Origin of the sequence: Pseudoalteromonas sp. NC201 (assembly GCF_002850255.1) — a bacterium.
Classification (GTDB): Bacteria; Pseudomonadota; Gammaproteobacteria; order Enterobacterales; family Alteromonadaceae; genus Pseudoalteromonas.
The window spans coordinates 2,087,223-2,113,977 of record NZ_CP022522.1; the positions used below are offsets into that span (position 1 = coordinate 2,087,223).

The window sequence follows — 26,755 nt, forward strand, 5'->3', positions numbered from 1 at the left end:
CGCTAAAAATTAGTCTATCGATGAACGTTTTTGACCAAAGTGATTGAAGTATTTTTATACTCTTTTACTTCATCTTCTTAGCTTTGATGCTAATTGTGATGGGTGTCATTTGTTTTTTTGTTGATGTAGAGATACGCTTACCCGCCAAAGGTCACCCTATCTAAGAACGCTTTTGTCTATATTCTTTTAGTGTTTCCGCACGCTTTAATCTCACTTTGCCAGCATAGATACAAATAACGGTGGGTATCATCAATGATAATATATGTCACTTGTTTCCACAATGAACGCCTTTGCCAAAACTGATTGAAGTGTTTTTATACTTTTTTACTTCACTTCCTCGGCTTGGATATTAATAACGATGATGTCACTAATTTTTTATTTTCTTATTCTTATTTTATTTGGATCAATATTCATTACGGGAGATGAACTGCCCATTGCAGCCCCGCATGATGGGTGGTGTGGGCTGGAGGTTAGAGGCATCCAACCCCCAGATTAGTTGCAATTACACCGATATTTTTGCACCTAGTTTTTTTACTGCTGCTTTTAGAAAGTGCTCTTTATTGGTTTCCATTTCATTTAACTCTTCAGCTAGTCGCTCCTTCCATTCTATAGCCGTTTTTTCAATTTCAATGAGTATTGTTGGATTGCCTCTTTCTTCACGATATAAATCTATCAAAGTTTTGTAGGTATCATATTTATGAGGAACACGTCCCCCATTTAAATGATAACTAAGCTCTCTATCCGCGGCACCAAACTGATACGCTGCACAAGAACCTTCTAACGTATTCAAGTATCGAGTAAATAATAAGAGACATTCGTCGTCACCGAATATTTTTTTAGCATCGGACTCCGTTAAAATGTAGTGCGCGCCTATATCCAAATTCAGTTTGTTTTTTGCATATGATTTGGCGACAAGTTCCAATTCGGTTTGAGCAGAAACATCAAATGTAGAATACGTTGCATGGATTTTATTCCAATGTGCTGCCTGCTCTAATGCAATACGTGCAAAATAAACTTGTCGAGTTACTAATATTATTCCAATTACTCCTATTACTAAGCTTAATATTGGAACCATATCTTTAAAAAAATCAGCAATAGTCATTCTGAACTCCATGTTTGCAACTAACATTTTAGTATTTATGCGGCACGCAGTTTATGTTGCATTATCATTTTTTGGACTGAGCTGCTACCAACTCGGTGTGACAGAGTTGGTGTTGTTTATGCTATGGCTTACTTAGGAAAAATAGGCTTTTTAGAGGATCTCACTTTCCTAGCTAGTGTAATCAGTTTAACTAGTGTTATGTAAGCTTTCCCTGCATTGCTCAGCGCTTATTATGTATTCATTACACCTAAATTTGCCTTAATAAGCAATTATATTTTTTACGCGTACAAAGGCCGCTAGCCTGAGCAATTAAGCAGGTTAACTAATTGATTTTAATTAGCTATCTAGCTGCTAACTCTTTCGATCTACTTTGCTCGGTGTTGCATCTAACTTAATTACGCCAATTAGCCGCAAGATACCTGTTCGACAATGTTGACAAGGCCAATGCGGTATCAGTGTCACGTTTTCTGTCTTTGGCTTCTTTGCTCTGCGTGTGTATGATGCCAGCAACCTTAACAGCGCTAACTTTCGCTTACGACATGCATTGGCTAAAAACCGTAATGCCGAATACGCATTCGGCCCTTTAGACAAAGTATCTACACTCATGTTTTACAGCAAGACGCAAACGGTGTTGTTAGCTCTTTGAGCAAAATTTTTTAGCTTGTTTTGGAGCAGGAATGAGCTGACTAAACGGCCGCTATGTAGAATAAGGCTAACATTGACGACCGTCTCTTGTTTGCTCTAAGGTGAAGTCTAAACCCGCTCTTTTTAACTGTAAGATCGGATATGATACTACCCTGTTTTACATGCGCGAGCGTTGTTAGGGTTACTCTACCCTATGCTTGATCACCATTCGAAAAGGTGGGCCATTTTTGAAATTGTTTTCAAGCCAATGCCATGGCTATTACGCTTGGCATATAAGTGCTGTAGGGATTTATCTTTAATTTCACCGACAATGACTTCTTTCACTTGATAACCCATTGCCACAGCAGCTGACGCATAAGCAACAAACTCCCATTTCTTGATATTGGTGTTATCAACAACGACCAAAGGGATACCTTCAGCTAAGGCGTTAATAAACCGGGCTAAGTTTAAGTTGTGATATTCTGAAAGGCGTTGTTTTTCAAAATGATACTCGCCGTTTTCATTAAGAAAATAATCATCGGTTGAACAGATAAAATACTGTGTTTCATCGCCGGAGACTAGGTCGTCGGCTAGCGTTTGCGCATAATGCGATTTTCCAGAGCCAGGTAGACCCCTCAAAATAAAAACTTGTTTCATCGAGTTTTGAACGTCACTGTTAGTATTAATAAAGCTATTTTTATCATCGAACATTCATAATGCCACAGTCCGACTGTTTTTTCATGGCTTTTACTCATTCTTTTCAGCCCAGTTTTTTGCATTTCAGTGTTTTTTTATTTGTCCATCGCAGGTAAGATACGGCTTACATGACGATAAGACACTCTGTCTTTTAATTTACAAATAAAAAATAAATCATTTGGAGTAAAGATGAGCCACACAGCGATAACGGAGCTACTAGCAGGCACCGTTGCGGTTGACAGCCAAGTAACAGTAAAAGGCTGGATCCGTACACGACGTGATTCAAAAGCAGGTATTTCATTTCTAGCCGTTCATGACGGTTCTTGTTTTGACCCTATTCAAGCCGTAGTCCCTAATTCGCTGAATAATTATGACGAAGTGACTCGTCTTACTGCTGGGTGTTCAGTAGCGGTGACTGGTGTGCTTGTACAATCACAAGGTCAAGGTCAATCTTTTGAGATCCAAGCGAACAGCGTTGAGGTATTAGGCTGGGTTGAGAATCCAGATTCATACCCAATGGCTGCAAAACGCCACAGTATTGAATACTTACGCGAACATGCGCACCTTCGCCCTCGCACTAATGTTATGGGCGCGGTTACGCGTGTACGTAACTGTCTTGCACAAGCTATTCACCGTTTTTATCATGAGCGTGGCTACCAGTGGATCAGCACGCCTATCATTACCGCAAGTGACTGTGAAGGCGCAGGCGAGATGTTCCGTGTATCTACACTTGATATGAACAACCTACCACGCACAGACAAAGGCGATGTAGACTATTCAGAAGACTTTTTTGGTAAAGAAGCATTCTTGACCGTATCGGGTCAGCTTAACGGCGAAACATACGCGAGTGCCCTTTCAAAAATCTATACTTTTGGTCCAACATTCCGTGCTGAAAACTCAAACACTTCTCGTCACTTAGCAGAATTTTGGATGGTTGAGCCTGAAGTGGCATTCGCCGACCTTAACGACATCGCAGCGCTCGCTGAGGACATGTTGAAGTATGTGTTTAAAGCAGTACTTGACGAACGTCGTGATGATATGGAATTTTTTGCACAGCGCATCGAAAAAGATGCCATTACTCGCCTAGAATCATTCATCGATAAAGACTTTGCTCAGGTAGATTACACAGACGCTATCGAAATTCTAAAAGCATGTGATAAAGAGTTTGAATTCGCTGTTGAGTGGGGTGTCGACTTACAATCAGAACACGAACGTTACCTTGCTGAAGTACACTTTAACGCACCAGTGGTTATCAAAAACTACCCTCGTGATATCAAAGCATTCTACATGCGCCAAAACGAAGACGGTAAAACCGTTGCAGCTATGGACGTCGTTGCGCCTGGTATTGGTGAAATCATTGGTGGCTCACAGCGTGAAGAGCGTTTAGATGTGCTAGATGCGCGTCTTGAAGAGATGGGCTTAAACAAAGAAGATTACAGCTGGTACCGCGACCTACGTAAGTATGGAACAGTGCCTCACTCAGGCTTTGGTCTTGGCTTTGAGCGCTTGGTTGCTTATGTTACTGGCATGGGCAACGTACGTGACGTTATTGCCTTCCCTCGTACTAAAGGCAGCGCGACTTACTAAAACGTCACAAACTCAGCTTTGCTAAAAACGCTCCCTTTTATGGGAGCGTTTTGCATTGTGCGTTTAGAGAGCTCTCATGATAACGTCAGCACTTTACTATAGTTGTACCAACATAGCGCTCACCCGAGTTCAAAGAACCCTACCAATTCAAACGCCTAAGCATTCGAATGCACAACACAGCCCTTAATGTAATGTGATGTAATCGATTAATTTGCATAACCATACTTAAATTAAACACCGAAAACACTTTATTAACAAACCTTTTAAAGGGAGTTTTTTATGTTTAATACTGTCACCAATCAGCAAGCAAAAGCCACAGCAGATCACCTACAAGCTGCACTGCAACCTAACAAGCAAGGTTTTGTCCCAGATTACAATATACCTTTACTCGCAACAGGAGGAGGAAATAGCCAGCCAGAAACCCTCAGCGCACTTGGGCCATTGGCAGATCTCATCGGCACTTGGGCAAGCGCTCGTTTTGCGGGATTTAACGTCATGCCGCTGCCGCAAGAAACTGCTCCAGAAGGGGTTATACTATTTAATTTCCCTTACTACGAGGTGATCACCTTTAGCGCCACACAAGGAAAAGTAGTAAATCGAGGTGGCGATTATCAACAAAATAGTTATACGATCTTTTATGAGCAACGTGTATTTTTTGCCGACGGTGACAAGAAAGACCAACTTGTGCATGCTGAAAATGGCACTTGGCTCAATTTAGCCACCACCAATCAAGGTTCAGGTAAATACAACCGCCCTCCTTATATCCCCGCTCCTTCAGGTGGAGCAAACGTGCCAATACAAAATCCAGAGCATGCGATAGTCAAACAGGTTTCAATTCCACACGGTAACTCAATTTTAGCACTTGGAAATCATCACTTTGTCGATGGTCGTCCAGAAATTCCCATTGCCAACACGCTGCCGCAACCAGAAACTAAGGCAGGTACTGCCATTGCGGGTTTGTATGGAGAAAACTCACCGAGTAATCCAAATATCAATCCGAATATCGTGTTAGAACAACAATTGCTAGTTAACCAAGCATATAACCCTATCACTAAAACGGATATTTTGACCGTTAACAGTGACAATGATGGATTAGTTTCAAGTATCCCATTTTGTAAAAACCATGTAGACGTTCCAAACTTTTCTACCACTTACTGGATAGAAAGGTTATCCAGTGGCGCGTTGCAACTGCAATACACACAGAATATTTCGCTACAGTTTAACAACACCAAAAACAGCAAACTACTGTTTCCCCACATTACTGCAAACACCCTGTTTAAGGTGGGATAGCGATACTAGGATTTCGCTTAGGTTCAAAATATAAGTTGATATCTACAGTGTAGTTAGTCAGGTCTCAACCTTGTTGTTATTTGCCATGGCGAATTTAGCGGTGTCTATCGCCCGGCACCAAACATCAATCTAAAGCCATGACTTTGGTCATAAAGGATTTGAAAATGAGTAATGACGTTAAAGATCTTCAGGTTCAGCTCACAGAGCTAAGTTCAAAAGTTAAAGAATTAGAAAAGCAATATTCTGAGCAGCAAGCAGAGGGAGTACGTAAATGCGACGCTTGCGCCCTTACGTGCAGTCCTTGCTATTTATGTACTCCTTGCACTCCTTGCACTCCATGTACTCCATGCTCGCCTTGTACAAACTGCCTCCCTTGTGTTGTCAATTTCTGTAACTGCTGCTTTCACTGTCAGCCAACAGCTACGCCAGAATCTGCATCACTGCAATGTCTACAGTGTCAACCTTCAGGGGGCGCTAGCGCTCAATGCGCACAAAGCATACAGTGTGTTCCTTGCATCGTTTCGTTCTGTGTAACCTGTCAGCCTGCGCAGTGTGTTACTTGCCAGCCAACACAATGTGTTTTATGTCAACCGCAGTGCGTTACTTGCCAACCAACACAATGTGTTTTATGTCAACCGCAGTGTGTTACTTGCCAGCCAACACAATGTGTTTTATGTCAACCGCAGTGCGTTCCTTGCCAACCAACACAATGTGTTTTATGTCAGCCGCAGTGTGTTACTTGCCAACCAACACAATGTGTTTTATGTCAACCGCAGTGTGTTACTTGCCAGCCGACACAGTGTGTGTTGTGTCAACCCTCAGTTAATCACTTTCAAGGTGCACAATTGTGTGCCGGAAGTAACCCAACATACCAATGTTATACCTGTACACCAGGTCCAATCTATTGCTGTATGTTGAGTGCAGTTCAAGGATAAAGACATTAGCGAAGCCTCTTTATCGGGGCTTCCATAACTTACAGAGGATGCATATGAATAAAGATAAAATAAGGCTATCACCTGCCGCAAGTATCTTACCTAACGATGAGGGAGTATTGTTACGCTCTGACCTTGGAGACTTTCAACTCCACGGAAAAGACATAAGTACTTTTGTTGACGACATTATTCCTTTATTAAATGGTGACTTTGGCCTCGATGAGATTGCATCACAAATAACGCAATACTCTAGCGCTAGTGTTGAGCAATTATTGCGCCTATTGGAGCAAAAAGGCCTCATTGAACGCGTTATTATCGACTCAACTTCAGCTCCTTGGCCTGAACAATACCGCTTTAATAACGCGTGGCAAAATGAGGCAAAGCGTGACCCTCGAACACTCAAAAATAACCGAATTCTGTGCATAGGGTTAACGCCTTGGGCAATGCCTATGCTAGAAGAGCTGTTGAATGCTGGCGTGGGGTATATTCATATTCTTGATAATAATAATTGTACTAACCAAAGTGGCTATTATCATCATGCAGTTAATCACCTACCAAGTAATACTACAACGATCGACGCATTCACAGACTACCTAAAGCAACGCTTTGTTCACTCAGAAGTTAGTGCACAAACTGCCGAACTGAACTCCTCATTAGATGAAGTTATTCTTCAAAACTGGGATCTGGTTGTTATTTCTCTACCATCGGACTCGCTCAGTGCGCATACCAACATCGCCACGCATTTAGCTACGCTTGCACTACCTACTTTTTACGTCTCCATTGATGGACTAACCGGGCATGTAGGTCCATATGTTACCAATCAAGGTGGTGGATGCTGGAACTGTTTACGGCTGCGAAAACTTGGCACCGCAATAAATCCGCAAACTGCACACAAGATTGATGAGATCACGAATAAAGCACATTCCGGCGCTCGAGCCCATTCAATTTTAAGTAGTATGTCAGCATCAATCGCAATGCAGGCTGCAACTGATATACAAACCATTTTGTTACAGTACACGCAATCTGTGCTGCAAAATACTACCAGAACAACCAATTTGGTTAGTGGAGAAAGCTCGCTCCACCCTATTATTCCAGTGCCTGAATGCCCAGTATGCTCTGGCCCTAGCGAACAAGATATCTCTGCTAGCAATAACACCTTACCAGCCATTTCTGAATTACAGACAGTTGAACAATTTAAAACAATGATGCGAGGTTGGGTTGACCCTGAATTTGGCGTGATAAAACAACTAACGGGCCATGCCCCCCACTTGCCTGAACTCCCTGTCACCGCATCTGCAAGCCTAAGTAGTTTTACAAGTGGTCAGTTTGATCCGAGAACACAAGGCCAAGTTGGTTCAGGCAAAGGATTAGACTCGCTTTCAGCTCATATTAGTGCCGTGGGTGAAGCGCTTGAACGTTATTCAGCAGCGAGATACGATATTCGTAACTGTCGTTATGCCACGGTAAATCAACTTCAAGGAGACTATGTAAACCCAGCAGATCTGGTCCTCTATTCTCCCGAGCAGTATGCAACACCTGAGTTTCCCTTTAGCAAATGGCGAAGCAAACAAAAAATTCATTGGGTTGAAGGCAATTGGATTGGCACAAGTCGCGCTACTTGGGTACCCGCATTAGTGAGCTACTTTAATTTTAGTTGCCCTTATGAAGAGCAATTCAGTCAAGTTTCTTCCAATGGCTTAGCGGCAGGTAAAGATAACGAAGATGCCGCTATCAGAGCTTGCTTCGAACTCATTGAAAGAGATGCGATGATGCTTACTTGGTACGCCCAACTCCCTTGCACTAGATTAGATGCCGACTCTTTGCTAACTGGTAAGTTGAAGCTCATGGTCGAATCGATAACGCAGCGAGGCATAGCACTAGAATTATACCTTCTTGACGTCGGCATCCATATCCCAACGGTGGTTTGCCTTGGTCTAGGCGATGGCATCACCACGCCTGCGGTATCAGTTTCATTAGCAACCCATGACAACATCAATGTGGCTGTCACCAAAGCATTATTAGAGCAAGGTCATGTTATGCCCTATCTTTGCAGCCTAATGCAGAGTGGGCATAAAGCTCCACAAACCGTAGAACAGGTCAGGACGTTAGAAGATCATGCCGCGTTTTATTTCTCTAACGCGCACTTATCCACCTTTAACTTTATGAGACAGCCTGCATCTGAATCTAAACCGCTATCATGTTGGCCTTATCCTACACTTGAGGGAGCCGCAGATCTAAGACAGCGCATTACCAAAGCAGGGGTTGATATTGCCATTGTTGATGTCACTGCCTCCGACGTTGCATTAAGTCCATTTAGAGTGGCTCGAGCCGTTGGCGTTAATATGCAGCCTATTCATTTTGGTGAACAATTCAAGCGCACTGACAACCCAAGATTGCATAAACTCTTGGCTGGCCGTGCGGTTAACTTGTATCCACACCCCATTGCATAAGGACTCAGCTATGAAAGTTTTAGTATGCGGAACAAATTACGGTGCTACTTATATTCGGGCATTACAATTTCAAAATACGGGATTGATGCTCAGTGGCATATTGTCAACAGGTAGCCTTCGCTCAACTCATTACGCTCAGTCCTTTGCGGTGCCACATTACACCGATGTAGAACAGATAACAAACCAACAAGTGGATATTGCTTGTGTGGCTATCGCTGGCGATGCCGGTATTGAGATTGCCACCGCCCTATTAAAAAAGCATATTCATGTAATTTGTGAGCACCCAATTGGGCAGGCCTCGATGACAGAGGTACTAGCAGTAGCCAAAGCTAATGGCGTTAGATTCTGGGTAAACGCCCATTTCGCCGATCTGTACCCTATTCGTTCTTTCTATGACAGCTACTTCAGTGCCGCAGCACAAGGCCAATGTATGCATCTAGACATCGCCGTTAACCTCAGGACACTGTATTCGGGACTGGATTTAATTTGTCGTCTGTTTACCGACGAAGTTGATGTGACAGTAGCCATTCAACCGAAGGCTACTTCGAGCGCGTTTGTTAGTATTTTGCTACAACGCGGGGAGATGTCCATTTCGCTGCTTTGTCAAAACTTTGCGTCTGAGTTTGATGATGGTTCAGCAACATTTATCAATCATAGAGTCTCAGCCATATTTAACCATGGCACATTACTGCTAAGCGATACTTATGGTCCGTTAACTTGGTTACCATCACCTATCACTATGTCTAGTAAAGAGTGGCGAAGCCACTACCTGCTGGAGCAACATGCGTTTACGGTGAATGAAATAATGACATTGCGCGATAAAGCCAACTTAGCCGTACTTGAACAACTTAAAGCCGTTATCTATGGCGACAGCGACTGTCCCCATTTTCAAACGCCTGACTACCTAATTGCATTATCAAAGCTTTGGGAGAATGTGTATTTAGTATTGAATGGAAGCAATGAGGCGGGTTAAAGAAAATATGTCGAAAAAGTAATAACAGCTAGCGTAGCTCAGTGACCCATTTTGAGGCGATAGCACAGCTGTGGGCAAGGTAGCGACGTCTGTGTCGGCAAGGTAAAAGTTTTTGTTATTTAGTCGCTCAATTTGAGGGAGTATTAACGCTAAATGGAATAATAGAGTGGATCGAACAGATCCACTCAAAGCATAGACTTAAAGTACGTCTAGTAGTTCAACGTCAAAGATCAACGTTGAGAAAGGTGCGATTGCAGCACCTGCACCACGCTCGCCGTATGCAAGCTCATGCGGCACGTATAGACGCCATTTAGAACCTGCTGGCATCATTTGAAGTGCTTCAGTCCAACCTTTGATCACGCCATTTACTGAGAATTCAGCTGGTTGACCGCGCTCGTAAGAGCTGTCAAATGTCGTACCGTTGATTAGAGTACCGTGGTAATGAACACGTACTTTTGAATCTTCAACAGGCTTATCACCTTCGCCAGTTTCAACTACTTCATACTGAAGACCAGACTCAGTTACTGTTACTTCAGCACGCTTTGCATTTTCTTCTAGAAATGCAACACCTTCAGCTGCTAATACTTTCGCTTCTTCTTCACGACGCTGTTGGATTTCAGCATTGATCTTCTCAAATGCTGCTTGAATTTCAGGGATCTCAACGCGGAAGCTGTCACCAGCATAAGCGTCTTTCATACCTTCGAATACAGAGTTAAGGTTTAGACCTTCAAAAGGGTTTGCTTTAAGTTGCTCACCCATTTGTAAACCAATACCGTAGCTCGCTTTATCTGCGTCTGTGTTGAATTGAGACATAGTCTTTCCATATTTTTTATTAACAAGAACCTTAGATTGTATCACAGCCAAAATAGGCAAGATACCGGAGCTGCTTGATTATCAAGCAGTCGAGCTATTCGTCGGACACAAAAAAACCGCTAGCTAGCGGCTTTCTCTTCGGCATATTGTTTGAGTTTTTTCATTACAAAGGTTGCAAATGGCAGCAATAATACAAGGCCTATATTAAGCTCATCACTGTACTCTCCCAAGCTACCAACAAAGTAGTGTCCAAATCCAACCACACCAAATAATGCAATAACCACACTGGCGATTTCTGGCCAGGATTTTTCATATTTAGTGATCAGATGACCAACGAGGCAATTGAATAAAAAAACATGCAGCAGCGTCATCGAAATATCAGGGTCTTGTTGCGAATCAATCGACAACGTTAGCGCCATGTTTAGGCCGCTAAGATAAAAATAACTAAATACAATCCAAATAGAACTATGTTTTATTATTGCCATGTTACTAGCCGCAGACATACACGCCTCCAAACGAAAAAAACCGCCATTTGGAGGCGGTTTTGGGAATGAGGTGGCGGAGAGATAGGGATTTGAACCCTAGATACGCTATTAACGTATGCCGGTTTTCAAGACCGGTGCTTTCAACCACTCAGCCATCTCTCCGTTGTTGGCGCGCATTTTATGGAGTTATCCATCGGTTGTAAAGCACTATTTCGATTTTTGCATTCAAAAGCGCAAATAATAGCCGAATAATCAATAATATTGCTTTGGCCTTTTGGCAATGTAAGCAAAAATACAACTGGCGATAACCATTGCAATCACGATGATCCCCGAATCAATCATACCGATGACTGCGTTTTTTGCAGGCAGCACTTTTTCAATGATAACCGGAATAGATGAAAACAACACAACGGTACTAAGCACTTTGAATGCTCTGGAAAAATCAAATCGCTTGGTGTAACTCATCCATGTTGTTAGTAATCCTAATACCAAAATAGGCGCTAATAGCCCCATCCATATCTCACTGGTATAACTCGATAATGCAACGGTTGCCGTGCATCCTATCAAGCTCCAAATAATCCAGGCGGTCCAATTTTCCCGTTCTTTTAAAAATAAATTACCCATGACACATCTTCTTTCAATTAGCTTGTTATTTTTATTATTGTTATAGAAAACAGGATTTACTGTCTTAGAGTAGCAAACATACTGGCTATAAAACAACCACATCGGTTGTGACAGTTTAAATAATGAAAAGTTCAACAAAAAGTATCAAAGAATGTGTTACCACAACATTAATCGCTGTATAAAAAAAGCGCAGCTATTGCTGCGCTCACCTTACTTTATTTTTACCCGTGGAATTTAACTTTCAGCTTTATCAAGTTCATCCACTAATAATTTGGTTTCATCCGCCCTCGGTTTTGTAAATCTCGCTAAACCGAGATAAACGACAGGTGTGAGGTAAAGCGTAAAGAATACTGCCAAGCCTAAACCGCCAAATACGACCCAGCCGATCGCATTTCTCGACTCAGCACCTGCGCCTACCGATAAAATCAACGGTAAAGCACCAAGCAATGTGGACACCAAAGTCATCATGATAGGACGCAAACGGATCACTGCCGCTTCTTCAACGGCTTGTCTTACTGACCGTCCTTTGTCACGTAACTGATCAGCGAACTCAACTAACAAGATGGCATTTTTAGCAATTAAACCAATCAACATCACTAAGCCGATTTGCGAATATATGTTTAGCGAAGTACCAGTAAGATACAGCGCCAATATGGCGGAAGTGATCCCAAACGGAACTGTGATCATAACTACAACGGCACTATTCACGCTTTCAAATTGTGCAGCAAGTACGAGCAATACAATTAAGAATGCCAGCACGTAGGTAAGTAACACTTCGTTGGCCGTTTCTTCAAACGTTAACGCTTCCCCTTTAAACGCCAGCGTCACGCTGTCGGGTAAACTCTGATCTGCTAGCGTTCGTAATTTTTCAACCACTTCTGCCATAGGCATGTCTTCTGGCTGTTTCATATCCAGCTCGATACTACGACGCTGCGCATGGCGTTCAAGCTCGGCAGCTACGCCCTCTTCTACAATAACGGCAAGGCTACTTAGCGGAACTAATGCACCAGAGCGGCTGCCAACATAAAGGTTAGCCAAATCACTTGGGTCTCTGATGGTATGGTTTTGAGCTTGCAGCATAATTGGTATGGATTGATCGCCAACATTCAAATCAGCAACATCATCGCCATTAATGGCCGCCCTAAGTGTCGTTGAGATATCACTCAAACTAACGCCAAGCTCTTCTGCTCTTCGACGGTCAATGTTTACGCGCAGCTGAGGTTGTGAGGGTTGATAAGAGATTTGCACTGGAGCCACGTCTGGCATTTCTTTTTCAACCAAAGCCGCAAATTGTTGCGCTGCTTTAAAAATCTCTAAATAGTCGTTACCAAGTAGCGCAAGCTCGATACCACCACCTTGGCCTCTTAGGTTTAAGCTATTTGCACCAAAGGCACGAGCAGGTGCACCTGGTATATTACCAAGCGGTCCTCTGATCTTATCGATAATTTCCTGTTGCGAGAAATGACGCTCATCCCAATGCTTTAATGGCACAGTGATAAATACAATATTTGGATCCCACTGACCAACAACCGTATAGATAGACTCTATTTCTCCACTTTCCACAAAAGGTAATAAAATGTCCTCCATTTGTTTGGCTTGTCGGTCCATAAAGTTAAGGCCAACACCGTCAGGCCCTCTTGCGAAAATCCGGATCTTACCTCTGTCTTCAGATGGCAAAAGCTCATTATCCAATTGCGAATAGAGCGCACCAGATAAGCTCGCAATAACCACAAATACACCAAAGGTTAGCCATGCATGGTCAAGTACCCAGTGGATCGTACCGCGATACATTTCTGCGAGTTTCACACCAATACTCGAAAATAGATGCTTTTTGCTATCTTGCTTTACTTTTAACTTAGATGTTAATGCTGGCACCAATGACAGTGCCACAAATGAAGAAATAATCACGGCACCAGCTAACACGCCACCAAACTCCCTGAACAATCGGCCCGCAGTCGAGGGTAAAAAGGCAATCGGTACGAATACCGCAGCAAGTACTGCGGTTGTCGCGACTACAGCAAAGAAGACTTCTCTTGTCCCAAGTACCGCCGCGGCGCGACGACCTATCCCTTCGCCACGACGACGCTGAATATTCTCACTAACAACAATCGCATCATCGACGATAAGTCCAGTGGCCAACACAAGTGCTAGCAAGGTTAAAATATTAACAGAGAAGCCAAGCGCCCAGATCAGCGCCAAAGAGCCGATAAGCGCGACCGGGATTGCAAAAGCAGGAATAAGTGTCGCACGCCACGAGCCGATAAATACCCAAAGCGTGAATACCACCAGCAATATGGTTATCACCAAAGAGCTCAAGACTTCATCTACGGATGAGCGAATAAACTGTGCATCATCGGAGGTGACGAATAGCTCCAGATCTGGAAAGCGTACTTTTATCTTATCAACGAGCTGCAGAACTTCATCTGAGATTTCAATGGTATTGGACTGTGCTTGGCGAATGATCTCAAGCCCAATTACAGGCTCTCCGTCAAGCCTCACCATAGAGCGAGGATCAGCCGGCCCAAAATACACAGAGGCAATATCCCCCACCCGAGTCTCACCACGAATGATGATATCACTCACCTGCTCAGCGGTTACTGAGGTGGCATCGGCACGGACAATCAGCTGTTGATCGTCTGACTTTAAACTGCCTGCAGGTACATCAAACGGGGCTTGTCTAAGCGCCGCAGCAACATCCGGAACGGTTAGATTAAAGCTTGTCAGTTTTAACGGATCAAGTCTTACGCGCAGCACTCGCTCTCTATCACCGTTCAGGCGCACATCGGCAACGCCTGGAATAGTTAAAAACTGCGGCGCTAAGTCTTTTTCTACTCGCTCGGTCAATCCTTCAAGTGTCAAAGAGGCACTACTTACAGTTAAAGACACCACGGCTTCTGCATCATTATCCGCTTTTATAATGGACACCCGTTCAACTTCTTCAGGTAACTCTCTTTGTACTCGAGAAACGGATTCGCGTGTTTCGTTTGCTGCATCGTCTAGGTTAATGCCCGGACGAAATTCAACAACAATCCGTGCATTATTCTCTTCACTTTGTGCACGAATGCTTTTTACACCACTGACACGCGCAACAGCCCCTTCTAACTTACTCGTTACTTCGGTGTCGACAGTCTCAGGCGAGCCCCCAGGAAACGATGCGGACACCGTTAAACGCGGCCTATCTACATCGGGCAGTTCACGAACTTCAACGCCGGCAAGAGCAGCAATACCTGCAATAATAATCAATAAATTTAATACAACGATTAATACCGGACGGCGAATGGCCATCGACGGTAAATCTTGTAGCTGTGGTAACTCCGGTTTAGTCACGATTTATTCCTTCGCCAGTGCATTCGTCACCGCAATTTCTTGCCCAGGACGAAGACGTTGCACCCCTTCTACAACTAATAACTCTCTTGCAGCCAAATCGCCTGATACCAGCAATTTACCCGGCAACCGCTGTTGGATTTTGACATCAATACGCTTAGCTTTGCCATCTACTTCTTTCCATACATAAGGACCTGTTGCGCCCCAAAGCAGTGCGGCTTCAGGAATAACGGCAAACTCTTCACCCAATACCTTTAACGATACTCTAAAGCTCATTCCAGGCAAAAAACGGTCATTGCGGTTTTCAAAGATGGCTTTGATTTTTAGTGTGCGGGCTGTTGGGTCTATTCTAGAGTCCATTTGCGCTATCTTTGCGTCGATCCGTGTTGAATTATCATTCCAAGGTGTCAGCAGCACGCTATCGGTCGATTTAAGCATGCCATACGCCGATTCCGGTGCCGCAAATTGAACATACAACTTATCAAAGTTATCGATACTCGCAATCGCGGTTTGGGTGGTAATGCGATCTCCAACCTCAACGTCGGTGAGTCCCATTACGCCAGAAAAAGGGGCGATCACTTGGCGGTCTTCTAATTCATTCTTAGCTTGGATCAAGGCGACCTTTGCTAAGTCTCTGTCCGTTACCGCTTTATCTAATTCATTAATTGGAACAGCGCCGCGCTTTTGGCTATCAGTTAGGCGGTCGACGGTGCGCTGCGCATCTGCAAGACGAATTTTAGCTTCTTCAAGCGCCGCTTTTTGGCGGCGTGAGTCTAGCTCCAATAGCAAAGTACCCGCTTTAACCTGATCGCCCGGTTTAAAATGTACCGCAGTCACCCTATCACCAATCGCGGGATACAAAATAACCGATTGAATAGCTTCAGCATTACCTACTGCCTGAATTTGCTGGCTACTGCTTTCAAATTGAATAGGCTCTGCAATCACTTGCGAAGGTTTCGCCAAAGCGGCATTGGTTATCAGCATAGTGGCCGTAAAAACCACCAAGCGCGTTACTTTACACATATTAACCTTAATAATTTCCATTGTTCTTAGCTATATTTGAGTGTAACAGTTAATCACTCACATCAAGATAAACTATTCGATAACACACAGGATAAGTGCGATAAGATGCAGTATGCCTTGCAGCGTTTTAAAGGCAAGCTAAGCCCATGTAAAGTAAGGTAAAGTTATGTAAAGATTGAGGCAGAGTTAGGCGCGATAGACTACCACGCCAAATAATGACTATTGTGCGGCCGCGCGCATCAGTCTGTCATTAACATCGCGCCACTCGGGCGCCGTTGGTGGTGCTTCCAACAAAATCTCGGTTGCACTTGATTGGTCCAATTGATGTAACCCGTGATAAAGGCCCTGCGCATACTTGGCTTTGTCAGCACCAAGTTTGAGATCCACCAGCTCGTTGTTTGCTGAATTCTCAGAGATCATTCGCTCAATTTGCGATGAATAATACAACACACCGGTATTCGCTTCGCACTGGCCGCTTAGGCGAGCAACTAACTCTTCCGTTGACAACAGGGTAAGCGGTTTGCTTGGTTGATAATGGGCTTTTACGTTACCAGGGACGGCTACAGTGTGCACATCAGGCTCATCCACTTCAATATTGAGCACCGCTTCAAGTGCAGCTTTAGTAATAGGGCCTGCTCGCAAGATCCTCGGTGTGTCTGAAGATACATCGAGGATCGTTGACTCAAGTCCTACTTCACACGGACCGCCGTCTAACACAGCTGCTACCTTGCCAGACAATCCAAACAACACTTGCTCGGCGGTGGTTGGACTAATTTTTTTGTAAGGATTGGCAGAGGGCGCAGCAAGTCCGGAGTTAATGTGCTGCAATAATGCTAGCATTGCAGGATGATTTGGCACACGTATACCCACGGTTGGGTGGCCGCCTGTGACTACATCGCTCACATGTGCTTGCTTTTTGGCAACGATCGTCAGTGGTCCCGGCCAAAAAGCATCTGCTAAAGCGTCAAAATAGTCTGGCAATGTTTCCACCCACTCAGTGACCAAAGACTTGTCAGCGAGGTGTACGATTAGCGGGTGATCAGCTGGGCGTCCTTTTGCTGCAAAGATTTTTTTTACCGCATCGAGTTGCCTTGCATCTGCTGCTAAGCCGTAAACGGTTTCTGTTGGAACCGCAACAAGGTGACCATCACGTGCAAGTTCAGCCGCTTGCGCCACTGCGCTTGGATCGGTTGCCAATAAATGTAAGGTTGTTAAGCTTGCTTCGCCCACGTGTCTTTCTCAGTGTAAAAAATGGACGCGAATTATAACCAATTTAAAATACAAAGAGCCAGTATTACTGGCTCCAGCGTAAAAACTAACATCAAGAACGGTTTGCGTTATTCAGCGCTTGCGACCATTACGGTTTTCACGTTAACAAACTCTTTGATCCCAAAGCCACCATGCTCTCTACCATAGCCACTGTCTTTAACACCTCCAAACGGCAAATTTGGTTGTGCCAGCGAATAACCGTTGATATTCACCATGCCAGTATCAAATTCCTTGATAGCAAGCTCTGTGGCACGTTGGATGTCTTCAGAAAAAATGCCGCCACCTAAACCATAGCGTGAATCATTGGCTACCATCATTGCCTCAGCCTCATCATTCACACGAATTAGCGACGCCACAGGGCCAAAGAGTTCATCATCATAAGCCGGCATACCGGGTTTGACGTCTTCCAAAATGGTGACAGGATAATAAAACCCCTGTTGCTTTGGAATTTCTCCACCAAGTGGACAAGTCGCTCCCGCCTTAACGGACGCTTCAACTTGTTGGTGTAATTCATCACGTAAATCTTTACGCGCCATAGGACCTAAGTCGGTGTCTGCTGCGGTTGGATCTCCCACCTTAAGCTGCTTAAACCCAGCCACAAAAGCCTCTCTAAATTGGTCATAAATTTCATCAACGATAATAAAGCGCTTCGCGGCAACGCAGGTTTCACCATTGTTGACAATACGACCTTGAATACACGCGGACACCGCTTTATTAATATCAGCATCTGCCAGCACCACAAAGGCATCGTTACTACCTAGCTCTAGGACGGTTTTTTTAGAAAGCTCAGCAGCTTGTTTGGCAACTTGTTTACCTACTTTATCGCTTCCGGTAAACGTAACACCACGAATATATGGATTCTTTATCAACTCGCTTGCTGTCTCACCATCAATTAACAGTGATTGATAGCAACCTTTTGGAAAACCGGCTTCTAAATACAGCTCTTCAATTAATTTAGCCATACCAAATACATTTGAGGCATGTTTCATTACCGTGGTATTACCCGCCATCACGTTCGAAACACTGTATCTGATAACCTGATAAAGCGGAAAGTTCCAAGGTTGTATTCCTAAGATCACGCCTATTGGTTGATAAGTGATAATGGCATGTCCCTGCTCAAATACCCGATGCTCGTCCTGTAATTCTTTTTCGCCATGCTCAGCGGTATATCGGCAAATTTCAGCACACAAGGAAACTTCCTGTTCACCCTGCTCCGTCACTTTGCCCATTTCCTCGGTCATCAGTGAGACTAACTTGGATTTATTTTGCTCAATTAAATCAGCAAGCCTGTTTAGCTTTTGTGCTCTTTGTGTAAATGTGGTTTTCTTCCAAAATGAATAACAGTCATTGGCTAAGTCCACCGACTTTTGCGCCTCGTCCAAGCTCATTAACGTATATTCATTAACGGGTTGCTCTGTCGCAGGATTAATTGTGGTTACCGTATTTGACATCATAAAGCTCCTTCAAAAATTTAACGGCGTAAATCAATTTTTAGATTTACAGCGATAGCCTTTGAATAAGCAAGGAAGGCACCAATCTGAGAACAATGAATATCCCATTGATTATTATGAATTAATTTAATTTCAGAATTAGATTTAAAAGAATTTGAATACGTGAATTAGAAAAGGCTACACACCTAATATGAAAAGTTTGCAGAGCGAATGGCGCTTGCGCAAATAGCTTGCAATGAAAGTTTAGCTGAGAAAAGGGACCATCCGGTCCCCTTGTTATGTATTCTTAATACAATGCACCTTTAGCGCTTTTGACGTTGCGCTTCTTTTTGCGCTAGCTTTTCTTCTTTACGCTTACGAATAGCATCCTGTGCTTCATGACCGATATGACCTTCGCCGCGTAGCTTCGCCAGTTCAATTTGCTTTTGGCGCTCAGCAAATCGTGCAACTTGCTCTTCTGTTAAGTCTTTGTGGCAGTGGTGACAAGACACCCCTTCCATATATTCTTCGAGTTGTTTCTCTGCTTCCGTGATTGGCATACGACAAGCATGACATTGATCATAAGACCCTTTGTTTAAATCATGATCGACAGCAACACGGTTATCAAACACAAAACACTCGCCTTCCCACATGGTTTCTTCTTTTGGCACGTCTTCTAAGTATTTTAGAATGCCGCCTTCCAAGTGATAAACCTCTTCGAAGCCTTGCTCTTTCATATACGCTGTCGATTTTTCACAGCGGATCCCGCCAGTACAGAACATCGCCACTTTTTTGTGTTTTTCTGGGTTTAAGTTATTTTGCGCCCACTCAGGGAATTCACGGAAAGTCTTGGTTTTAGGATCGATGGCATTTTTGAACGTACCGATCTCGATTTCATAGTCGTTACGCGTATCAACGAGTACAACGTCAGGGTCTGAAATCAATGCATTCCAATCTTGTGGTTTTACGTACGTACCAACCACTTCTTTTGGGTCTATACCTTGTACACCCATGGTCACGATTTCTTTCTTAAGCTTTACTTTAGTGCGGTAGAAAGGGCAAGTTTCATCGAACGACTCTTTATAAACGATGTTATCAAGGCCCGGTTGTTTGTCTAACCATGCAAGTAGCGCGTCAATGCCTTCACGTTTACCGGCAACGGTACCATTGATACCTTCTTCGGCAAGTAATAACGTACCGCGAACTTCATTCGCTTCCATCACATCGTGAAGTGGCTGTCTTATCTCTTGATAGTTAGGTAAAGAGACAAACTTGTACATAGCACAAACAACGTATTGTTCTGACATTGTATTTTCCTAGATTTAAGCTTTGATTAGCTTACACATTAAGCATGACGATGTGTAAAGCACGAAAACCGAGTCGCAAACCCGGCGCTGAGGCGCGTATTTTACGGATTTTTGATTAAAATGCAAAAAACACAAATTCTATATCCGATAGCGTCTATGCTTTGGTATAATCTCGTGTTTTTAAAATTCAAGACTTGGAGAAATTGACTTGAGATTCACTGAACTTGGGATAGATACGCGCCTAGAACAACAATTGGCTCACCAAGGGATCACGGAACCGACCGAGATCCAAGCGCATGCCATCCCAACGGCTCTAGCTGGCCACGATGTTTTTGCGCAGTCTAAAACAGGCTCTGGCAAAACCCTAGCCTTCTTGCTGCCTGCCGTACAGCGTGTAATGAAACAAAAAGCGCTGAGTAAACGCGATCCTCGCGTTGTTATCGTAGCTCCAACTCGTGAACTCGCGACTCAAGTATTCTCTGAGTGTCGTGCACTGTGTGCTGGCACTAATATTCAAGTCTGTAAGATTTTGGGTGGTGAAAACTACAATGATCAGGTAAAAGCGCTACGCCGCGACCCGCATTTTGTGGTGGGTACTCCTGGTCGTATTGCCGATCACGTTGAAAATCGTTCATTATTTTTAGGCGGTCTTGAACTGCTTATTTTTGATGAAGCAGATCGTATGTTTGACCTTGGCTTTGAAAAACAGTTGGACGTCATTAATGATTCTGCGGATCACCGCCAAAGACAAACGCTGCTATTTTCAGCCACACTAGACCATACTCAAGTTGAAGCATCGTCACGTCAATTACTTAAATCGCCAAAGCGCATTATGTTGAGCAATGCCCACCAGCAGCATGAAGACATTAAGCAAGCGCTCTACTTTGCCGATCATTTAGATCATAAAGAAGCGCTGCTTAAGCACTTCATCACACAAGATGACGTAGGACAGTGCATTATCTTTACCGCAACTCGTGGCGACACAGACCGATTAAGCAAACTGTTAAATGAGATGTCGATTAAAGCGGTATCGTTGTCGGGCGATATGCCGCAAAATAAGCGGTTAGACATTATGGAAAGCTTCAGCCGTGGGATTTATAAAGTGCTGGTTACCACAGACGTTGCCTCTCGTGGTCTCGATTTGCTCTCCGTTACCCATGTTATGAATTTTGACTTGCCTAAGCAGGCAGAAGAATATGTCCACCGTATCGGTCGTACAGGACGTGCCGGATTTAAAGGCACTGCGATTTCATTTGTTGGCCCCAAAGATTGGGATAGCTATGTGGCAATCAAAAACTATCTTGATGAGCCACTACGTTTTGAAGAAGTCTCTGGTCTTGTTGGTAAATTCAAAGGACTTAAGCAAAAACCACAGCAGAGTAAAAATCGCCCTGCAGAGTCTGCGCCAAAGCAAACAAGTAAACCTAAGAAAAAGCCGGTGAAAAAGTCACAACCGAGAAAAGTGGTCCCGCCACCGATTGATATTGACGGTACTATGCCGATGCGTCGCAAACCAAAACCACAAACTGACGAGGAATAATCATGTTAGGTCAAATCAAAATGTTAACCATTGAAGAGCTTACCGCTGAAGGGGCTTATTTAAACGGTGGTGAGCTTGGTGACGTGTTTCTTCCTCGAGCAGAGGTGCCAAAGCACACCGAAGAAGGTGACTCTGTTGAAGTATTTATCTATTTAGATAACTTGGGACACGCAACGGCAACAACCAAAAAGCCACTTGCACAAGTCGGTGAGTTTGCTCTGCTGCGCGTAAAAGAGATCAATAAGGTTGGTGCTTTTATGGATTTGGGTATTGAAAAAGACGTGTTAGCGCCTTTCAATGAACAAAAACCGAAAATGCGCGACGGCTATAGCTATTTGGTTAGGCTTTACCTAGACAACGCCAGTAAGCGTATTTGTGCGTCTAGTGCGCTGGGTAAATTTTTGAGTAAATCAAAAGCCGAGTACGAAAAATTCGAAGAAGTAGATCTAATCGTCGCGGCAAAAACCGATCTTGGCTATAAAGTGATCGTCAATGAAAAACACTTTGGATTGGTCTTTTTCAATGATGTGTTTAAGCGCATGTATATTGGTCAGCGCATGAAGGGCTTTGTAAAAGCGGTTCATGACGAAGATAAGATTGATATCGTGTTAGAAAAGCCAGGTATAGGTAAGGTTAAAGACCTTGCGGAAATCATTTATAGCAAACTCGAAGAAAGCGGCGGCTATTTACCGCTAGGCGATAAATCAGATCCTGACGCCATCAAGCGTACTTTCTCTACCTCTAAAGCTAACTTTAAAAAAGCCATCGGTGGTTTATTCAAAGATGGCCGAATTGATATCGAAGCGAATTCTATTTCAATTCGCAAGTCTTAAACGCACATAATACTTAACCTGAGGTTTGGATAAGGAATGTTCCAACTCATTGTTTCTAAAGAACAACTTAGTTTTTCCTTTTCTAGCCAGAGAGTTTTAGGGAAAACACCGCTTCCGCGTCCTGCTCTCGCTAAGGTACCTACATCCTGTAGGCAAGGAGAATTTACGCACCAATAGCTGGCTATTGGAAGTGAATTCAACGCGGTTAGCGCTAAAACTGGCTGCTAGAAAGGCATTAATTATCCGCAGCTCAGGTTACTTAGCAAGTCTCAACCTGAGACTTGCTTGTTACATTACACTGACTTCAAGCATATCACGCCATTTATCTACCGCTTTTAATCCCAGCTCAAACCCCAATTTATAATCAGACTTTAAGGTCTCAGGGCTTGAGCCTAAAATCATAGATTCCAGTGGTCTATTGGGCGCTATTTGAATGATGTTAACATCTTCTGGTGGTGAATTCATAAAGTTCACCGCATCGGCATAGCGACTTTGATAGTGATGATACATTTCAAACATTCGAGGAGATTGATTAACGCGCCGCATGATTGGCTTTAAGCGCTCAAGCACTGGCATTTTGCCATCGTCATGTGCCTCAATGGTTCTGATCACCCAAATCGTCTTTGCCCCTTGACTGTGTGCCCAGCGCACGGGTAAAGGATCGGCCACGCCTCCATCCATCATTCCGTGACCCGCAACTTTAACGCCTGGACGATATAAAAAAGGGATCGCACTAGAAGCCTTTAAATGGGTAAACATGTTATCGTGCCATGTATGCAAATAATGTGGCTCAAGCGAGTCTAAGTGACTTGCAACCGCATAAAAGTTACTTTCCGGCGTGAGGTGGTTAGGCTCAGTTGGAAACCGTACTTTGCCGCTGTGCTCTACTTGTTGAAAATACCAATCCAAGTCAATGACATTACCACCGGTAAAAAATCGCGCGGGACGGAAAAACTGCTGCTCCGTCGTCAGAGATTCGATAGCAGTTTGCGCATATTGACTTGCGCGAGCACAATAGGCTGCGAGGTTTTGTGCACCCGCTGAGACACCCACTTTTAAATCAAAAGGCGTAAATTTTTTCTCAAGAAAAGCATCAAGCACGCCCGCTGTAAAAATGCCTTTTTGACCTCCACCCTCAGCGATAATTGCAGAGCGTATGTTAGTTGTCATGTTGTGCTCTTTTTATTATATCAACCTGTACGCATCTTATTTTACTGTGGGCAAAAACCCGAAATTCAAGCTTTCATACCACTTAGCAATAAAAATGCCCTGCAGAACAGCGTTGTTCAAGCAAGGCATTCATAATATCCACAGCGTGATTAATATATGGTTAGAGTTTGCTTACGGAACTCTCTACTGGTCGTTTTAAAAAGCTGACTAATAGCGCGGGTAAAATGGTGAGTGTGACGATAGTTGCCATAGCAATACCACAAAGCACTATCATGCCAACGCCTCGATAAAGTTCAGATCCTTCTCCTGGAATGAACACTAATGGCGCAAGACCGCATAGGGTTGTCATCGTTGACATCACAATCGGTTTTAATCGCGTTTGTAGTGCTGAGATCACCGCCTCGTAAACACTCATCGCGGTACTCTCAAGGTTTCTGCGGCTTTGATCCACAATCAGAATAGGGTTATTAACCACGGTCCCTAACAAGATTAAAAAGCCAAGCATGGTGATCATGTCAAAAGGCTGGTGGAAAGTGCCTGTTATGCTACCAATGCCATTAATAGCAATTAGTCCAAGTAAGCCCCCTGCCATGCCAAGCGGCACTGTTGCCATGATAAATAGCGGGTAGCCCCAATGCTTGAAGATAGCGACAAGTAATAAGTAACACAGTGCTAATGCAACGATAAAATTACTGCCCAGCGCTTCTTTGGTTTTGTCTAGTTGATCGGCAGCACCACCTATACTCACATTGACACCAGGAAGCAGATCGCCCTGCCTATGAAGCTGCGGTAGTAATTCCATTCTTACTAATTCCTGCGCTTCCTCTAGGGCAACATTTCTTGGAGGAATAATATATACAGTCACGGTTCTACGACCATCAACTCGGCGCAAACTATCACTGTCTGCTTTTTCTCGTAGATCGGCCAAAGCGCTCAACGGGATCAGTCCAGCTTTGGTTACAACTGGAGATTGCGCTAATTGCGAAAGACTTTGCTGATTACCCGACTCAGAAAATAAAAAGACGTCGACTTTGTCATCGTCTAAAATCAACTCATCAACATAAGCGCCGTCACTCAGGACTGCGACCGTATAGCCGAGTTCGTCAGCACTCATACCCACTTCAGCCAGCCGTTGCCATCTTGGTTGAATCTCTATTAACGGTTGGTCGAGTGTCAGAGAAGATGGTGCAGAATCCACTTGTGGATTATCAAAGACCTCCCCCGCTAACCGGTACACTGCATCTGCCGCCCGGTAGAGCGCCGTTTGATCTGTACCGCTAATATCTAAAGCGACCGCTCTTGAACCGCCATCATTACTTGAGATAATCGAGCCTCGTGAAGAAAATGCACGCATTCCTGGGTAGCTTCTAAACTTGGTCGTGATTGCCTCCATCATTTCATCGATGTATTCACGGTTGTATGGTTCACTCAATAGCCAAATGCTACCAACACCAACAGACATCGAATAATACTTTAAAGGTGGCAACGACGTGTTACCCGATACAAAATCGCTGTCATCGTTTTCCAAATGCTTATTTAAATAAGGAAGTAGTTCATCACCAATTTTTCGCATATGGCTGAGGTTATAGCCCGGAGGCGCTATCATCATAGAGAACGCTTTTGGCTCCTCTCCCTCTGGCAAATATTCGGCTTTAGGCATAAATAACCACGCACTACCGAGTAACAACACACTACCGAATACAATACACACTATGCGAGCACGTGAACTTGATAACATCGCCGGAATAAACGTTGGCAGTTTAGGCGTAGACAACATGCCACTGGAGATCTCCTTACAGGCAAAATTTGCATTTGCCGCAGGCACCACAAACAAGGCTACCAACATAGAAGCGATGATTGCTCCAGAAATCGCAATTGCAACATCGGAATAAAGCTGTCCGGCTTCTTGCTGAATAAACAAAATGGGTGCGAATACCAACACTGTCGTTAGGGTTGAAGCGAGCACCGCAGGCCATACCTCTTGAACACCGGTAATAGCTGCTTGAAGTTTGTCGAGACCTCGGCGTCTTGCTTGCTCTATGTTTTCAAGTACAACAATGGTGTTATCAACCGTCATGCCAATGGCAAACGCGACACCGGCTAGGGAGATAACGTTGATCGTTCTGTCAAATAGCAACAGACCCAAAAATGCCGCGATGGTACAAATTGGAACGCCCATCACACCAATAAAGGTCGAGCGTGGGCTCTTTAAAAACCAAAACATCACCAGAGTCGCAAGCACCGCACCTAGCGCTAAATTAGTCCAAACATTTTCAACAGATCCTTTAACGTAACGAACATCATCGCTCAATAGCGTCAGTTGTAGTCCATTGCTTGCAAGCATGTCACGGTTGATGCGAGCCACTACCTCCATCATTTCTTCTTTAATCGCCATCACGTTAGAGCCGCTTTCTCGTCTCACCGAGAGCATTAAAGCTCGCTCGCCATTGTTATAGGCAATATCGCGCACTTCATAATGATCAAGCTTTACCTGGGCGATGTCTTTAAGCTTAATTGTGGTGCCCGCACGGTGACTGACTACCAGCTCTTCTAGCGCTTTAGCTGACTCAAAGCGGCCGACCATACGCAGTAAATAACGACGTTTACCACTATCTATATCGCCCGCTGAGGCATCTTGGTTACGGCTGCGTATTGCATTTCTAACGTCAACTAAGCTAATTCCACGGCTCGCCAATTGTTCTTGATCTACCAAAATTTGTACTTGATAGAGTGCACCACCACGCACACCAACCTGAGATACTCCAGTGACTCTCTCCATTTCTGGGCGAATAAAGTCTTCGGCATAATCACGAAGCATATCGATATCAAGATTGCGTGGATTTCCCGGTTGTGGCTTTAGATTAAAAAACATAAAGGCATTGCTCGAAAACGCGCTGCTGTATAACACCGGCTGGTCAACGTTTTCAGGATAATTTGGCACTTGAGATAACGCATTACTCACGTTTATGAGCGCTTCGTTGACGTCGACACCAAATGGAAACTCAAGCTCTATCTCTGCCTCACCGGTATTTGCATAACTGGACATGCGAGTTAGATTCGCAAGTGAGCGAAGATACCTTTCTTGCTCTATAAGTATTTCTTTTTCAACATCCTGTGGCGTGGCACCGGGCCAATTGGTCACCACAGTGATGGTTCTTACTTCAAGATCTGGGATCATTTGCACCGGAATTTTAAACGCCGCAACAATACCCAATATCGAACAGATCAATACCGTGACAGCAACTAAAATGGCGTGATTTACACTGGCTCTTAACATCACCCG

At 44.0% G+C, this 26,755-nt stretch carries 19 protein-coding genes, 1 tRNA gene and 1 pseudogene; 7 read left to right on the forward strand and 14 right to left on the reverse strand.

What is annotated here, in order from left to right; translation table 11 throughout:
• Nucleotides 1-502: 502 nt before the first annotated feature.
• The 3 genes and pseudogenes from PNC201_RS08790 to PNC201_RS08800 form a co-directional block, all read right to left on the reverse strand.
• A complete protein-coding gene (locus PNC201_RS08790; RefSeq protein WP_102056821.1) occupies nucleotides 503-1,102 on the reverse strand; it encodes a DUF4760 domain-containing protein in 600 nt (199 codons plus the stop codon).
• A gap of 351 nt (nucleotides 1,103-1,453) precedes the next feature.
• Nucleotides 1,454-1,686 (reverse strand): annotated as a pseudogene (locus PNC201_RS23710) (IS91 family transposase); the annotation flags it as partial.
• A 262-nt stretch (nucleotides 1,687-1,948) separates the two neighbouring features.
• Complete coding sequence (locus PNC201_RS08800; protein ID WP_026000942.1) at nucleotides 1,949-2,383, reverse strand: AAA family ATPase; 435 nt, start codon at nucleotides 2,381-2,383, stop codon at nucleotides 1,949-1,951.
• Nucleotides 2,384-2,611: 228 nt separating this feature from the next.
• On the opposite strand from PNC201_RS08800, the gene asnS reads away from it, so the two are divergent.
• The 5 genes from asnS to PNC201_RS08825 all read left to right on the forward strand — a co-directional run bounded on the left by asnS (nucleotide 2,612) and on the right by PNC201_RS08825 (nucleotide 9,654).
• Nucleotides 2,612-4,009 (forward strand): asparagine--tRNA ligase, encoded by a 1,398-nt coding sequence (gene asnS / locus PNC201_RS08805; protein WP_102056823.1) that lies wholly within the window; start codon nucleotides 2,612-2,614, stop codon nucleotides 4,007-4,009.
• Nucleotides 4,010-4,288: 279 nt separating this feature from the next.
• The gene (locus PNC201_RS08810; protein WP_010604792.1) at nucleotides 4,289-5,299 is read left to right on the forward strand and encodes a heme-binding protein; all 1,011 of its coding nucleotides are present in this window, start codon (nucleotides 4,289-4,291) and stop codon (nucleotides 5,297-5,299) included.
• 552 nt (nucleotides 5,300-5,851) lie between these two features.
• Nucleotides 5,852-6,217, forward strand: a complete 366-nt coding sequence (locus PNC201_RS08815; protein WP_233525151.1) for a hypothetical protein — start codon at nucleotides 5,852-5,854, stop codon at nucleotides 6,215-6,217.
• Nucleotides 6,218-6,287: 70 nt separating this feature from the next.
• A complete protein-coding gene (locus tag PNC201_RS08820) occupies nucleotides 6,288-8,681 on the forward strand; it encodes a TOMM precursor leader peptide-binding protein (RefSeq protein ID WP_102056824.1) in 2,394 nt (797 codons plus the stop codon).
• A gap of 10 nt (nucleotides 8,682-8,691) precedes the next feature.
• The gene (locus PNC201_RS08825) at nucleotides 8,692-9,654 is read left to right on the forward strand and encodes a Gfo/Idh/MocA family oxidoreductase (RefSeq protein WP_102056825.1); all 963 of its coding nucleotides are present in this window, start codon (nucleotides 8,692-8,694) and stop codon (nucleotides 9,652-9,654) included.
• 198 nt (nucleotides 9,655-9,852) lie between these two features.
• Here the strand turns inward: PNC201_RS08825 and PNC201_RS08830 are convergent, their stop codons facing one another.
• The 9 genes from PNC201_RS08830 to trhO all read right to left on the reverse strand — a co-directional run bounded on the left by PNC201_RS08830 (nucleotide 9,853) and on the right by trhO (nucleotide 19,929).
• Nucleotides 9,853-10,467, reverse strand: a complete 615-nt coding sequence (locus tag PNC201_RS08830) for an FKBP-type peptidyl-prolyl cis-trans isomerase (protein ID WP_102056826.1) — start codon at nucleotides 10,465-10,467, stop codon at nucleotides 9,853-9,855.
• Nucleotides 10,468-10,586: 119 nt separating this feature from the next.
• Complete coding sequence (locus tag PNC201_RS08835; RefSeq protein WP_102056827.1) at nucleotides 10,587-10,970, reverse strand: hypothetical protein; 384 nt, start codon at nucleotides 10,968-10,970, stop codon at nucleotides 10,587-10,589.
• Nucleotides 10,971-11,023: 53 nt separating this feature from the next.
• Nucleotides 11,024-11,114, reverse strand: a tRNA-Ser gene (locus PNC201_RS08840).
• 90 nt (nucleotides 11,115-11,204) lie between these two features.
• The gene (locus PNC201_RS08845; protein WP_010379077.1) at nucleotides 11,205-11,576 is read right to left on the reverse strand and encodes a hypothetical protein; all 372 of its coding nucleotides are present in this window, start codon (nucleotides 11,574-11,576) and stop codon (nucleotides 11,205-11,207) included.
• A 234-nt stretch (nucleotides 11,577-11,810) separates the two neighbouring features.
• A complete protein-coding gene (locus PNC201_RS08850) occupies nucleotides 11,811-14,861 on the reverse strand; it encodes an efflux RND transporter permease subunit (RefSeq protein WP_172439979.1) in 3,051 nt (1,016 codons plus the stop codon).
• A 45-nt stretch (nucleotides 14,862-14,906) separates the two neighbouring features.
• A complete protein-coding gene (locus PNC201_RS08855; protein ID WP_102056828.1) occupies nucleotides 14,907-15,944 on the reverse strand; it encodes an efflux RND transporter periplasmic adaptor subunit in 1,038 nt (345 codons plus the stop codon).
• Between the two features lie 198 nt (nucleotides 15,945-16,142).
• Nucleotides 16,143-17,153 (reverse strand): L-threonylcarbamoyladenylate synthase, encoded by a 1,011-nt coding sequence (locus PNC201_RS08860; RefSeq protein WP_102056829.1) that lies wholly within the window; start codon nucleotides 17,151-17,153, stop codon nucleotides 16,143-16,145.
• A 107-nt stretch (nucleotides 17,154-17,260) separates the two neighbouring features.
• Nucleotides 17,261-18,643, reverse strand: a complete 1,383-nt coding sequence (locus PNC201_RS08865; protein WP_102056830.1) for an NAD-dependent succinate-semialdehyde dehydrogenase — start codon at nucleotides 18,641-18,643, stop codon at nucleotides 17,261-17,263.
• A 302-nt stretch (nucleotides 18,644-18,945) separates the two neighbouring features.
• The gene (trhO, locus tag PNC201_RS08870; protein ID WP_095729392.1) at nucleotides 18,946-19,929 is read right to left on the reverse strand and encodes an oxygen-dependent tRNA uridine(34) hydroxylase TrhO; all 984 of its coding nucleotides are present in this window, start codon (nucleotides 19,927-19,929) and stop codon (nucleotides 18,946-18,948) included.
• Nucleotides 19,930-20,137: 208 nt separating this feature from the next.
• Between trhO and PNC201_RS08875 the strand changes: the two genes are divergently transcribed.
• Together PNC201_RS08875 and PNC201_RS08880 are read left to right on the forward strand one after the other, a co-directional pair.
• The gene (locus PNC201_RS08875; RefSeq protein ID WP_102056831.1) at nucleotides 20,138-21,469 is read left to right on the forward strand and encodes a DEAD/DEAH box helicase; all 1,332 of its coding nucleotides are present in this window, start codon (nucleotides 20,138-20,140) and stop codon (nucleotides 21,467-21,469) included.
• A 2-nt stretch (nucleotides 21,470-21,471) separates the two neighbouring features.
• Nucleotides 21,472-22,302, forward strand: coding sequence for a CvfB family protein (locus tag PNC201_RS08880; RefSeq protein WP_010604803.1), 831 nt, complete (start codon nucleotides 21,472-21,474; stop codon nucleotides 22,300-22,302).
• Between the two features lie 288 nt (nucleotides 22,303-22,590).
• On the opposite strand, the gene PNC201_RS08890 is transcribed toward PNC201_RS08880, so the two are convergent.
• Both PNC201_RS08890 and PNC201_RS08895 read right to left on the reverse strand, forming a co-directional pair.
• Nucleotides 22,591-23,472 (reverse strand): patatin-like phospholipase family protein, encoded by an 882-nt coding sequence (locus PNC201_RS08890; protein WP_102056833.1) that lies wholly within the window; start codon nucleotides 23,470-23,472, stop codon nucleotides 22,591-22,593.
• 160 nt (nucleotides 23,473-23,632) lie between these two features.
• Nucleotides 23,633-26,749: an efflux RND transporter permease subunit gene (locus tag PNC201_RS08895; RefSeq protein WP_102056834.1), complete on the reverse strand. Its 3,117-nt coding sequence runs from the start codon at nucleotides 26,747-26,749 to the stop codon at nucleotides 23,633-23,635.
• Between the last annotated feature and the right edge of the window lie 6 nt (nucleotides 26,750-26,755).

What these genes read in the sequence shown, in the direction of transcription:
- PNC201_RS08790 (WP_102056821.1), bottom strand. Translation starts at nt 1,102, where the DNA reads ATGACTATTGCTGATTTTTTTAAAGATATGGTTCCAATATTAAGCTTA.
- PNC201_RS08800 (WP_026000942.1), bottom strand. Translation starts at nt 2,383, where the DNA reads ATGAAACAAGTTTTTATTTTGAGGGGTCTACCTGGCTCTGGAAAATCG.
- asnS (WP_102056823.1), top strand. Translation starts at nt 2,612, where the DNA reads ATGAGCCACACAGCGATAACGGAGCTACTAGCAGGCACCGTTGCGGTT.
- PNC201_RS08810 (WP_010604792.1), top strand. Translation starts at nt 4,289, where the DNA reads ATGTTTAATACTGTCACCAATCAGCAAGCAAAAGCCACAGCAGATCAC.
- PNC201_RS08820 (WP_102056824.1), top strand. Translation starts at nt 6,288, where the DNA reads ATGAATAAAGATAAAATAAGGCTATCACCTGCCGCAAGTATCTTACCT.
- PNC201_RS08825 (WP_102056825.1), top strand. Translation starts at nt 8,692, where the DNA reads ATGAAAGTTTTAGTATGCGGAACAAATTACGGTGCTACTTATATTCGG.
- PNC201_RS08830 (WP_102056826.1), bottom strand. Translation starts at nt 10,467, where the DNA reads ATGTCTCAATTCAACACAGACGCAGATAAAGCGAGCTACGGTATTGGT.
- PNC201_RS08835 (WP_102056827.1), bottom strand. Translation starts at nt 10,970, where the DNA reads ATGTCTGCGGCTAGTAACATGGCAATAATAAAACATAGTTCTATTTGG.
- PNC201_RS08845 (WP_010379077.1), bottom strand. Translation starts at nt 11,576, where the DNA reads ATGGGTAATTTATTTTTAAAAGAACGGGAAAATTGGACCGCCTGGATT.
- PNC201_RS08850 (WP_172439979.1), bottom strand. Translation starts at nt 14,861, where the DNA reads ATGGCCATTCGCCGTCCGGTATTAATCGTTGTATTAAATTTATTGATT.
- PNC201_RS08855 (WP_102056828.1), bottom strand. Translation starts at nt 15,944, where the DNA reads ATGGAAATTATTAAGGTTAATATGTGTAAAGTAACGCGCTTGGTGGTT.
- PNC201_RS08865 (WP_102056830.1), bottom strand. Translation starts at nt 18,643, where the DNA reads ATGTCAAATACGGTAACCACAATTAATCCTGCGACAGAGCAACCCGTT.
- trhO (WP_095729392.1), bottom strand. Translation starts at nt 19,929, where the DNA reads ATGTCAGAACAATACGTTGTTTGTGCTATGTACAAGTTTGTCTCTTTA.
- PNC201_RS08880 (WP_010604803.1), top strand. Translation starts at nt 21,472, where the DNA reads ATGTTAGGTCAAATCAAAATGTTAACCATTGAAGAGCTTACCGCTGAA.
- PNC201_RS08890 (WP_102056833.1), bottom strand. Translation starts at nt 23,472, where the DNA reads ATGACAACTAACATACGCTCTGCAATTATCGCTGAGGGTGGAGGTCAA.
- PNC201_RS08895 (WP_102056834.1), bottom strand. Translation starts at nt 26,749, where the DNA reads ATGTTAAGAGCCAGTGTAAATCACGCCATTTTAGTTGCTGTCACGGTA.